The sequence below is a fragment of the Zobellia sp. OII3 genome (genome assembly GCF_002211465.1).
In the GTDB taxonomy this organism is placed as follows: domain Bacteria; phylum Bacteroidota; class Bacteroidia; order Flavobacteriales; family Flavobacteriaceae; genus Zobellia; species Zobellia galactanivorans.
The window spans coordinates 319,157-331,578 of the sequence record NZ_MWRZ01000004.1 but is presented as its reverse complement, the minus strand read 5'-3'; the positions used below and the strand labels follow the sequence as shown (position 1 = coordinate 331,578).

9 protein-coding genes are annotated in these 12,422 nt (G+C 43.2%); 5 read left to right on the top strand and 4 right to left on the bottom strand.

Translation table 11 applies throughout. The annotated features are described in order from the left end of the window. Positions 1-17: 17 nt before the first annotated feature. The 4 genes from B4Q04_RS13990 (at position 18) to B4Q04_RS13975 (ending at position 3,439) form a co-directional block, all read left to right on the top strand. Positions 18-845, top strand: coding sequence for an amidohydrolase family protein (locus B4Q04_RS13990; RefSeq protein ID WP_013996005.1), 828 nt, complete (start codon positions 18-20; stop codon positions 843-845). An 88-nt stretch (positions 846-933) separates the two neighbouring features. Then, complete coding sequence (locus tag B4Q04_RS13985; RefSeq protein ID WP_013996006.1) at positions 934-1,728, top strand: SDR family oxidoreductase; 795 nt, start codon at positions 934-936, stop codon at positions 1,726-1,728. A 24-nt stretch (positions 1,729-1,752) separates the two neighbouring features. Then, positions 1,753-3,096: an L-fucose:H+ symporter permease gene (gene fucP, locus B4Q04_RS13980; RefSeq protein ID WP_013996007.1), complete on the top strand. Its 1,344-nt coding sequence runs from the start codon at positions 1,753-1,755 to the stop codon at positions 3,094-3,096. Position 3,097: 1 nt separating this feature from the next. Next, positions 3,098-3,439 (top strand): L-rhamnose mutarotase, encoded by a 342-nt coding sequence (locus B4Q04_RS13975; RefSeq protein ID WP_013996008.1) that lies wholly within the window; start codon positions 3,098-3,100, stop codon positions 3,437-3,439. A 94-nt stretch (positions 3,440-3,533) separates the two neighbouring features. On the opposite strand, the gene B4Q04_RS13970 is transcribed toward B4Q04_RS13975, so the two are convergent. The 4 genes from B4Q04_RS13970 to B4Q04_RS13955 form a co-directional block, all read right to left on the bottom strand. Further along, positions 3,534-5,213 (bottom strand): sulfatase, encoded by a 1,680-nt coding sequence (locus tag B4Q04_RS13970; RefSeq protein WP_088697143.1) that lies wholly within the window; start codon positions 5,211-5,213, stop codon positions 3,534-3,536. A gap of 154 nt (positions 5,214-5,367) precedes the next feature. Next, a complete protein-coding gene (locus B4Q04_RS13965) occupies positions 5,368-6,471 on the bottom strand; it encodes a 6-bladed beta-propeller (protein ID WP_088697142.1) in 1,104 nt (367 codons plus the stop codon). Positions 6,472-6,532: 61 nt separating this feature from the next. After that, positions 6,533-8,050 carry a DUF1501 domain-containing protein gene (locus tag B4Q04_RS13960; RefSeq protein WP_088697141.1) on the bottom strand — a complete coding sequence of 506 codons (1,518 nt, stop codon included), beginning with the start codon at positions 8,048-8,050 and terminating at the stop codon, positions 6,533-6,535. A gap of 26 nt (positions 8,051-8,076) precedes the next feature. Beyond that, positions 8,077-11,325 carry a DUF1553 domain-containing protein gene (locus B4Q04_RS13955; protein WP_013996012.1) on the bottom strand — a complete coding sequence of 1,083 codons (3,249 nt, stop codon included), beginning with the start codon at positions 11,323-11,325 and terminating at the stop codon, positions 8,077-8,079. Positions 11,326-11,556: 231 nt separating this feature from the next. On the opposite strand from B4Q04_RS13955, the gene B4Q04_RS13950 reads away from it, so the two are divergent. After that, on the top strand, positions 11,557-12,420 hold the full coding sequence (locus B4Q04_RS13950) for a helix-turn-helix domain-containing protein (protein WP_013996014.1): 864 nt from the start codon (positions 11,557-11,559) through the stop codon (positions 12,418-12,420). Positions 12,421-12,422 lie beyond the last annotated feature (2 nt).

Genomic DNA, 12,422 nt, shown 5'->3' with positions numbered 1-12,422 from the left:
GTTTAAAAAAGTGAAAAATGACAATAGATAGTCACCAACATTTTTGGAATTACGAAGCGGTCAAACACTCCTGGATCGATGACGAAATGTCGTCCATTCGCAAAGATTTTCTTCCTGAAGACCTAAAAAAGGTATATCAGGAAAATGGAATTGATGGTTGTGTTGCCGTACAGGCCGACCAAACCCTTGAAGAAACCGATTTTTTACTGGAACTGGCCAAACAGAACGATTTTATCAAAGGGGTTGTCGGATGGGCAGACCTTCGGTCAGGGCATATCGATTCCGTCTTGGAAAAGTACAGTAGCGAGCAATTCTTGAAAGGATGGAGGCATGTGGTACAAGGTGAAGCTGATCATAATTTTTTACTCCGACCTAATTTCCTAAGGGGAATTTCATTGTTGGAAAAATACGGTTACACTTACGATATTCTGGTCTTCCCCCATCAATTAGGGGCTGTATTGGAGTTCGTCAGAAAGTTTCCGAACCAGAGATTTGTTATTGACCATATCGCGAAGCCTTACATCAAAGACGGATTTTACGATGGTTGGGCCTCATTGATGAAGGAAATAGGAAAACAAGAAAACGTATGCTGTAAGCTATCGGGCATGATTACGGAAGCCGATTATAACTCATGGACTCCCGAGCAACTGCACCCCTATATGCATTTGGTACTTGAAGCCTTCGGTAGCGAACGTGTTATGTTCGGGTCTGACTGGCCCGTATGCCTGGTCGCCGGTAATTACGGCCAAGTAAAGGGTGTCGTAACCGATTTTATTTCAACCCTTGGCGAAGAAGACCAACAAATGATCATGGGTGCCAACGCAGAGGCATTCTATAACTTATAAACCCCATTGTCCAAACAATACAAACGGGACACCTACTATTAAAGACCCGAAAAAATGTATTCACGGCAGTAATAAAAATAAAGAACAAATGGATTTAAATTTAAAAGGAAAGGTAGTGGTAATCAGTGGAGCTGCCGGAAAGGAAGGCAGTATAGGTGAGACCATATTACAACGTTTGGCCGAAGAAGGCGCCATCCCTGCGGTAATCGACCGTAATGCCAGAGGCTTTGGTTATATAGAAAAAATTCAGGCCAAAGGTATCGATGCCATTTTCTGCCAGACCGATGTTACCGATCCACAACAAATTGAAAATGCCGTAAATACTATCGCCAAAAAATATGGCCGTATCGATGCGGTCATCAATAATGTGGGAGTAAACGACGGTGTTGGCCTTGATGCCAGCTATGAAGAGTTTATGGATTCGCTTAAACTCAATATGGTAAGTTATTTTCTTATTGTCAAACATGCCTTGCCCCTATTGATAAAGTCGAAAGGGAACATTCTGAACATAGGTTCCAAGGTGGCCCTTACCGGTCAAGGAAGAACCTCTGGTTACGCAGCTTCCAAAGGCGGGGTACTCGGACTCACCCGTGAATGGGCCGTTGACCTGGTCAAACACGGAATTCGCTCAAATGCCATCATTATTGCCGAAAGCTGGACCCCTTCATACGATACTTGGATAAAAACCTTACCCAATGGTGAAGAAAAATTGCAGTCTATCGTCAAGAAAATCCCATTGGAAAACCGAATGACGAGTACCGATGAAATAGCCGATACTTGCTTGTTTACCATTTCCAGCAGGTCATCACATACCACAGGCCAATTTATTTTTGTCGATGGCGGCTATGTGCATTTAGACCGTTCCTTACTTACCGAAGATTAAACAACCCAACTTAAAAATAGAACCATGACAAAAAACACCAAGATACCTGTAGTTCCCAAGAACTTGCTAGTACCCTTTATTGCGGCAACCTCAATTTTTGCGCTTTGGGGTTTTGCCAATGATTTGACGAATCCAATGGTAGCCGCCTTTAAAAAGGTAATGATCTTATCTAACGAAGAGGCCTACAATGTACAATTTGCATTTTATTTTGGCTACGGTGTTATGGCTATTCCCGCCGCATTGTTCATTCGAAGGTTCAGTTATAAATCAGGCCTCCTCCTCGGTTTGGCCCTTTATGCCCTAGGTGCCATTCTATTCTATCCGGCAGCGGAAAACGGATCATATACTTACTTTCTGATCTCTCTATTCGTAATTACTTGTGGATTAGGATTTTTGGAAACCACATCCAACCCCTTGATACTCTCCATGGGCGATAAGGAAACGGCCACCCAAAGATTAAATTTGGCCCAATCGTTCAACCCTATCGGTTCGTTGACAGGAATGCTCATTGCCAAATTCGTGGTGCTCGACCGCATTCTCTCGGCCGATTATGCCGATAGTTCGGAAATCGTTGCCTTAGGGGCGGAAAAAGCCGCGGAAATCAAAGCTTTTGACTTAAATATCATTAGTGGGCCCTATATAGCCGTAGGGGTCTTTGTGGCCTTGGTCTTTTTTGTTATTTGGAAAACCAAAATTCCTGCCATGGTCATGGGCGACCATCTATCCGTTAAAGAATCGGTAAACCGTATTTTTAAAAGTAAGACCTTTTTATTGGGGGTAATAGCGCAAATGTTCTATGTAGGCGCCCAAATTATGTGTTGGACGGCTATTTTCCAATTGGTAGAATACCTGAACGAATCTCAAAATTTAGGTGTAGATGCCACTTGGTGGAATATTACCGCCATGGTTTCCTTTGTAACCACGCGTTTTATCGGAACGGCCTTGATGAAAAAAATAAACCCTGCCAAGATGTTGGCCTATTTTGGGGTTGCGGCTGCCTTGATGTGCGGAGGAATTATTATGACCACAGGCATCCTAAGCTTGGTCTTTTTGGTTTTGGTATCGGTATTCATGTCGATTATGTTCCCTACCATTTACGGTCTCGCACTTAAAGATATGGGAGAAGAAGCCAAATTGGCCTCATCAGGACTTATTATGGCGATTGTAGGAGGGGCTTTTTTACCAAAGCTTCAAGCCAGTATAATGGATTTTGGGGATACCGTAAATGGCCAAGAAGTTTTTGGCGATAAAATAGCCGGAAACATCACCGAAATTCATTTCTCCTTCCTATTGCCAATGATATGCCTACTTTTTGTTGCCTTCTACGGAATGTATGCCTTTAAAGTAACCCAATCAAAAATTGCCTAAAATGAAAACAAAACGTTATTGCTACTCTTGCGATCTTAAAGACGACCCTCAACTCATTGCCGAATACAAAGAATACCATGCCGAGGGCAATGCCCGACCGGCCATAACAAAAAGCATTAAAGATGCCGGTATTGTCGATATGCAGATTTTCTTGACCGGTAACCGTATGTTCATGATCATGGAGGTCGACGAAACCTTCGATGCCCAAAGGAAAGCCGAAATGGACGCCAACAACCCAGACGTACAAGAATGGGAACAATTGATGTGGAAGTACCAACAAAGCCTACCATGGGCCAAAAATGGAGAAAAGTGGATCGAACTAGAGCGTATCTTTAAACTCTAAGCGAAACCTTATAAAAATAAGCTGAGCGTAGTAGAAAACCTAAATAGGATTTTCCGCTACGCTCAGACTTTTTTAATCTAAACCCTAGTCTTAATCAATCGTTCCAGTGGGCATCGATAACTTTTTGAATATGTGGATATTTCTCGTCCGTTTCGTTCAAATCTTCACGAAGCCTCAACAGTTCTTTCTTTAAGTCTGCAATAACCTCTGCATAAGCAGGGTCTTTGTAGGCATTGTTCATCTCCTTGGGGTCTTTCTTCAAGTCGTAAAACTCCCATGCCGCAGGGGTATCCGTATCAAAATCGTTGCCCCAGTTCTCCCTATCCCATTCAGCATTCGGGTCACTCGTATCAACGTAGTATTTTCCATAGAAGAATATCAACTTGTACTCTTTGGTGCGCACCCCAAAGTGGGCCGGGTTCTGATGGCGGTGGGCCATATGCATCCAATACCGGTAATAGGTCGATTTTTGCCAATCTTCAGGCTCTTTCCCTGTTTCCAATATAGTTTTAAAGCTTTTTCCCTGCATATAGTCAGGTGTACTTCCCCCTGCCAATTCAATTAGGGTCGGTGCAAAATCGGTATTGTTGATAATGGCATCCGTTCGGCTTCCCGCTTTAATCTTCTCAGGGTATCTCACAAAGAAAGGCATACGCATAGATTCTTCGTACATCCATCTTTTATCAATAAAATCATGTTCCCCGAGCATAAAACCTTGATCGCCCGTATACACGATAATAGTATTGTCCATAAGTCCTTCGGCCTCCAAATAGTCCATTAAACGCTTTACGTTATCATCAACACCTTTTACACAGCGTAAATACTTCTTCACGTAATCTTGGTAAACCTTACTGGTATATTTTCGCTCTTCATCGTCCATCTCCCACTTTACGTACTCTTCAAGACGAATTTTATCGGCATCACGGTAAGCACGGTGAATAGAACTATCTACATAAATGTTCATCGCCTGATTACGGATCAAGTTCCTATGGGATACTGACGAACCTATTATTCGAGTTAAGGAATCGTTTTTACCACGAGTAGCAATGGAACCATTGTTACCCCTTTCATAAAGACTTTCCGGTTCAGGAATAAAAGTGTCTGCCAAATACGATTCATAGCGAGGGGCGTTCTCAAAATCGTCGTGGGGAGCCTTAAACTGATGCACCAAAAAGAAAGGTTTGTTCGGATCCCTCTTGGTCTTCAACCAATCTAAGGTAATATCGGTTACCATGTCGGAAGAGTGTCCTTTTGTTTTAACCGTGTTGTTGGGCCACGGCTTATCACCTCGAACCCTAAATTCAGGATCAAAATACTTTCCTTGCCCTGGCAACACTTGATAATAGTCAAAAGCTGCAGGCTCTTCCTTTAAATGCCACTTCCCTACGATTGCCGTTTGGTAGCCCAATTTCTTCATTTCAATAGGCAAAAATTGACGCGCAGGCTCAAGACGACCATCTAGATCGAGAACCCCGTTCATTTGGGAATTCTGACCGGTCATAATGGCGGCACGACTAGGGGTACATATCGAGTTGCTAACAAAGCAATTGTCAAAGATCATCCCTTCCTTGGCAATCTTATCCAAGGTGGGCGTAGGATTTAAACTGGCCAGTCGGCTACCGTAAATACCAAAACCTTGGGTAGTATGGTCATCGGCCATAATGTAGATAATATTCGGTTTTTTTTCGGTGATTACCGCCTTCTCCTCTTTACAGGAAGAAAACGCTATCAACAGTAACAGGGCGTACAGCACATTGTTTTTTTTGCAGCGCATTTAATTTTTTGGTTATGTTAATATGAGTTTGATCAAAGCCATAGACTTCAATCCGAAAATTACACATATTTAGCGGTGAAAAATGAAATAAATGATCAATTATCAACCACAAATGTTTTATGGCCTACCGAGAAAACCAAAGTAAAATGTTTGTTTAGACCCTTTCCAGTTTTATAGGTGGGGTCCTGTTGGCGTTCCATTGGCATACATATAAGTTTTTGTCTTCGTCGACAAAGACATCGTGGCCATGGTTGAACACAGCTTTTTCAGATTGGTACATTTGCTGTAGTTTGCCATTTTTATACTGGGGTGCATCACCTCCCGGGTTGGAAACCACTTTGTTTTCACCGTCCATAATGGTCACAAAACCAGAATTACTAAAGCGCTTACCCATCTTATTTTCCGACCAGCAAACCCCCGCATAAATATTATCATCGTCAAGCACTGGTCGACAAACGTAGGCCCCTGGCAATTCTACCGTTTTTATAAACTTGCCATCCAAGGTGAAAAATTTAAAACTTTTATCCGATCGGGAAGTAACCACCAATACGGGATTTTTCTTATTTCGGTAATCGACGGCCACGCCATGTGCGTTGTGAAGGTTATAATTTTTATCCTTATTATCATGGCCTCCCCACTTTCTGATAAATTCACCCTTATGGTTGAATTGAAGAATAAAATCGGAGCCATAACCGTCGGCCACATAGATATCCCCATTGGGTCCGACCGCTGTTTCCGTGGGCAGGTATTCTTGCTCTTGGGTATAGGCTCCTATAGTATGTGGGTCGGGCAAGGTAAACAAGAGCCTTCCATCTACCGTGGTCTTACTCACCGTACCGGCCTGTTTGCTCCATTTTCCAGAACGGTCTACAAACCATCCGCAATCTACAATATACAACATGTCCTCTCCTCCTTCGTCATGAAGGGTAAGACCGTGTCCACCGGGATAACGGGTACCCCAATAATCAAGAAGTTTTCCCGATTTGTCAAAGACCAAAATATTATTATCAGTATGGTCTCCCAACATGATCAACCTCCCCTTACTATCCATCTGCATTTCATGACAGTTCAATATAGGATTATGGGCAACGGACATTTGTGCCCAGTCTTTTACCACTTTATACTTAAAATCACCATGACCTATAATTTGATCTTCCAATACCGTTTTCTTTAAAATATTGAATCCGAAAGATGATGTGGTCGATAAGGCCGTAGCGCCCAAAGCGGTTTTTTTTAAGAAATTCCTTCTGTTGCTCATGTAAAATGCGTGGTTAAATAAGGTTGTTTATATATTGAAACTATAATAAATGTAATAAAATCTATGTCAATAAATCTTTGACGACATGACCGTGTACATCGGTCAAGCGATAGCGTCTACCCTGATGCTTGAAGGTCAGTCTTTCGTGGTCTATACCGAACAAGTGCATCAATGTAGCATGAAAATCGTGAACATGTACCGGATCTGCGGTTACGTTGTAACTAAAATCATCGGTAGCCCCATAAGTAAAACCTGGTTTCACCCCTGCTCCGGCCATCCACATCGTAAATGCCTTCGGGTGATGGTCACGTCCGTAGTTGGTACTTGTAAGCTGGCCTTGCGAGTAAACGGTTCGACCAAATTCACCTCCCCATACCACTAGGGTGTCTTCAAACATACCCCGTTGTTTCAAATCTTTGATTAAGGCAGCCGTGGCCTGGTCCGTTTTTTTAGACTGGCTTTTTACCCCACCTGGGCAGTAATTGTGCTGATCCCAACCTTGGTGGTACAATTGCACGAACCTTACTCCTTTTTCCAATAGTTTTCGCGCCATCAAACAGTTGGCCGCATAGGTACCTGGATCCCTACTGTCTTCACCGTACATATCAAAAATGTACTCGGGTTCTTTCGACAAGTCGGTCACCTCGGGAATGGACGTCTGCATTTTGAAGGCCATTTCATACTGTGTCATTCTCGATTGAATTTCGGGATCCCCATAAGCATCGCCCTGCAATTCGTTTAAATGTTTTAGGTAATCGAGCATATCTCTTCTATCGTTACCATCGTAATTTTCAGGATCGCTCAAATAGAGAACCGGATCTTTACCCGACCTAAACTGAACCCCTTGATGTTCCGTTGGCAAAAATCCATTGCCCCACAGACTGGCCTTCAATGGTTGTCCTTTTCCATTCTTGGAAACCAAGGCGATAAAGGTCGGCAGGTTTTCGTTATCGGAGCCCAAACCATAACTTAGCCAAGAACCAATGGCCGGTCTACCCGGTAATTGATTTCCGGTTTGCATAAAGGTAATGGCAGGTGTATGATTGATCTGATCGGTCTGCATACTTTTTATAAAACACAAATCATCGACCACTTCCGACAAGTACGGCATGGCATCACTGACCCACGCCCTTGACTCTCCGTATTGCTTGAACGTAAACGATGATGGTGCTATGGGCAGGGTACTCTGACTACCGCTCATTCCGGTAAGCCTCTGACCTCCAATAACCGATTTCGGGAGTTCTTTACCGAACATATCCACCAACTTGGGTTTATAATCGAAAAGGTCCATTTGGGAAGGCCCTCCACTTTGAAACAAATAAATTATCCTCTTTGCCTTGGGGGTATGGTGCGGAAGGCCTAATCGGTTCTTGTTGTATGCCTTAAGGACTTCTTCCGGCGAGCTATCCTTACCTAGGTTTCCGAACATTTTTTCAGTCCCCAACAAACTGCCCAAAGCCATTGCCCCGATTCCGAGGGATGTCTTTTTCAAGAAGTGCCGTCGATCTAACTGCCTTTCAATGGTCTTTAAATCTTCATTGGTAGAGGTCAATTTGCTATGTTGATGATTACTACACATACTCTTCTATATTAGGTGTTGTTAAATTATCTTTTGGTTATAGTGGCATCGGAATTCATAATGGTACTGGCTACCACGGCGTTGGCGGCTACCAAAGCTTGATCATCATCTTCCGATATCTTGAACGCCCCGGTTTGCAACCAACCTTTGGTCTTTTTGGGATTTTCACTGAATTTCCGGTATTCCGAACTCTGTAAGGAAGCGAGCAAGCCCAGCTCCTTATCCGTAACACTTCTACCTGTCAATTTTTTGAAGGCCAAGGCTATTCCTGCATTCACATCATCGGCTTCGGCCATTTGCTTCCCGAGAACACGCGATGCCTCTATATAGGTAGGGTCGTTCAGTATTACGAGGGCCTGTAATGGCGTATTCGTTTTCTGCCTTCTACTGGTACACAAATCACGGGTCGGGGCATCAAAGGTGGAGATGGTCGGGTTAGGCACCGTTCGTTTCCATATGGTATACATACTACGTCTGTACAGTCCTTCTTCCCCATCTTGCACATACGTACCGCCACTAACTTTCCAGAGGCCCTCGGGCTGGTAGGGTTTAACACTTTTTCCGCCAATGGTCTTGTTCAACAATCCGGAAGCGAAAAGCGCATTGTCCCTTAACATTTCACCCGACAGGCGTACTGATGGCCCCCTGGCCAACCATTGGTTTTCCATATCTACCTTTGCAAGTTCTTCGCTAATAGCCGAACTCTGTTGATAGGTAGCGGACAGCATTATCGTCTTATGAAGCGCTTTAACATCCCAATCAGACTCCATAAATTGAATGGCCAACCAATCCAATAGTTTAGGGTGACTGGGCAATTCCCCTTGGTTACCAAAATCTTCAGAAGTCTTTACCAAGCCCCTTCCGAACAGGTTTTGCCAGTACCTGTTAACGGCAACCCTTGCCGTCAAGGGATTGTTTTTATCGGTAATCCATTTGGCCAAGCCCAATCTATTTTTGGGCAGGCTATCGTTCATTGGGAATATTTTTTCCGGCATATTCGGAAATACCGAATCTGTAGGCGAATCGTAGTTGCCCCGATCCAAGATATAGGTCTGTCTAGGCGTCTTGCGCTCTTTCATGACCATTATCTGTTTTATCGGCTCAATACTATCTACCAAGGCCCCTCGGTCTTTCTTCAATTCTGCCAACACTTGATTGTAACTCGAGGAATGATTGAACAAATAATACGTTTTGAGCTGCTCTTTTTCCTTATCGCCGAGCTGGTCGTTCGACTTTGCCACCAAGTTTTTAAGCTTATCGCTAGAACTGATCTGCATGACTTCAATATCGCTTATCTCCCTATCAAAGACCATGATATCATCGACAACGGCATTACCTATACCTTTTCCACGCCATATCGCACCGATCCTAAGTCCGGGTTCTACGGTTTCCTTATAGATATAGTTTTTCATATTATTGAAAACGATGTCTTTATACAGGTTGTCAAAAGTGGTCTTGGTCTCCAGTTTTTCGCCATCCATATAAATACCGATTCCATTGGCCTTACTCGATCCATCGTAGGTTAGGGTAAGCTGTACCCATTGCTCTTTTGGAATTTCTTTCAACGATTCTACGACCATTGAATTATCGGGCCAGACATGGGCGAACAATGCTTCTAGCCTATTCTCTTTGATCTTTAGATGGTAGCCTCTAAAACTGTGCAGTTCGGGACCTTGCATCTTATGGAAGATTACACCTTCTTCGAGGTCTTGCGGCACAAAAACCTTAATGGAGACACTAAAAGGCTCATTACGCTTATATATTCCGATCTTATCAAGGTCCAACCAAGTATCGCCATCCATAAACAGCCCTTTGCCCGAAGCACCTTCTTTATACACGGGCTTTTCGTTATCGACGAATTGCTGGCGCATTCGAATTTTATTTTTTCCATTCCCCCCTATTTTGTTGACCAGCCGCTGATCATCAAAATCAAATGCCGCGATCAATCCCTTGGGGCGGTCCTGTACCGGAATCTTCTGAAAGGCATTGCTCGCCAGCCAATCTTTGAACTTATCGCTCTCGGTCTTGACGGTACTATCGACCTTCTCTTCCGATTCTTCTACAATTTTCTCCAAATAGGCCAGCACATCTTCCTGTTCTTTGGTAGGCAATAACATAGCCGGAACCGGAGTCGCCAAATCCCAAGGTATAAGTCCTGTTTCATCAACATTGTTGAAAAAACTGTACATTTCAAAATAGTCCTTTTGGGAAATAGGATCGTATTTGTGGTCATGGCATTTGGCACAGGCATAAGACAGTCCTAACACACCCTGACTGACCGTTGCCGTTCTATCTGCCACATATTCCGACCTAAATTCTTCATCAATGATACCTCCCTCCAGGTTTTGGGGATGCAATCTATTGAAGGTAGTCGCCAACCTTTGTTCTTTTGTTGCATTCGGAAAAAGGTCCCCGGCAATTTGCCAGGTCAAAAATTCATCATAGGGCATATTTGAATTGAAAGCCTTAATGACCCAATCCCTCCATGGGGAAGTATCCCTATATCTATCGTTACTGTACCCATGGGTATCGGCGTAACGGGCAACGTCCATCCAGTCCAAGGTCATTTTCTCACCGTAATGCGGGGAGGCCAACAAGCGGTCTATCTGTTTTTCAAAGGCATCAGGGGAGTTATCTTTTACAAAAGCCTCTATTTCTTCTATGGTAGGTGGCAACCCTGTCAGGTCTAGGGAAGCCCTTCTCAACAAAACCTCTTTATCGGCCCGTTTTGATGGAGAAATATTTTTTTCCTCTAAAGTAGCCAGAACGAAATTATCGATAGGATTACGGACAAAATCGGTTTTGGTCACTTTGGGGATTTCATTTACCTCGGGCTTAAGAAAGGCCCAATGATCTTTGTACTCGGCACCTTCATCTATCCACCTTATCAACATGGCCTTCTCATATGCGGTCAAGGACAAGTGCGATGACAGCTCTGGCATAATCAAATCGGGATCGTCGGTCAAAATACGCCTTACCACCTCACTTTTCCCCGGTTTACCCGGTACAATGGAAAAAAGACCCGGTGTATTCGTAGATTCCGCATAGGCCAACTCGGGATCGTGCAACTGCAAGCCTCCCTTGATCTTTCCCTTATCGGGACCATGACACAAAAAGCATTTATCCGAAAGGATCGGTTTCACATCTTGGTTGAAATCAATATTTTTCGGAAGCTTTTCAAGGGCAACTTCTACATCTTCAGGAAGATCAGGTCCTCCACAAGAAAATAGCATTATTGCTAAAGAAAAAACGATATAATTTGTTAATCTGAACATTATTTAGGACAAAATTTATGTTTTTGCCAAATTTATATCATTTGCTCTGCTGAATTCTTGTATAAATCAGGCTATGAATTGTACATTTCCGACTTTTCGACAGCGACCAAAAAAATAGCGAAAATATTTTATTCTCCCCTAAAACGCCTTAAAACCAGTGATTAAAAGCATTATTACTATCTTTATCACACTATAAATTGTATTTAATATCCGATAAAATGCATTTAGCCTATGAATAAAATCTTGCAGTCTTTAAAACTTACTTTTTTACATGGGGGATACGCCAAACTCGACACCTCATGGGATTACGACAATGTCATCAGTCCGTTTTCCCGACTGTATTACATTACCAAAGGTTCAGGAAAAATGTTCCATAGTTATGAGGAGTTCGACTTGAAGCCGGGCCACCTCTACTTGATTCCCAGCTTTACGTATAGTCGCTATAGATGTTACGACCATTTGGAGATGTACTACATTCATTTTCTAGAAGAGGTCGGCGATCGCCTGTCGATATACGACATAAAGGATTTCAGGTACGAAATTGAAGCCAGCGACCAAGATTTGGGTTATTATAAGACGCTCTTGACCCTACACCCTAAACGGTATTTGATAGAAGACGATCCTAAGATATATGACAACCGCAAATTTGTTTCCGACACGGAAAAACTTAACGACTTGTTGTCGGCAAAATCGTTTATTCAAACCCAGTCGCTTTTACAACTCTTGCTCTCTCCCTTCATACAGAATAGCAAAAGCTCTAAGTTGAATATCAAAAACGATTTTCATGAGGTACTGAACTACATTAAAGAGCATTTGCACGAACCCCTTACCGTTGCCCAAATAGCCAAACACAGCAATTTGAGTTCCGACCATTTTTCTAGGGTCTTTCAACAAAAGTTCGGGATTAGGCCCAGCAAGTATATCCAGACCATTCGTATAGAACGGTCGGAAACCTTGTTATTGACCACCAATAACACCTTGGCCGAGATAGCGGAAAAGACGGGAATGGGTACCGTTTCATATCTGTCCCGAATGTTCAAGGCCAAGAACGGGATTACCCCCGGGGCCTTTCGAAAAAGACGCCCCGGAAGTTAGTC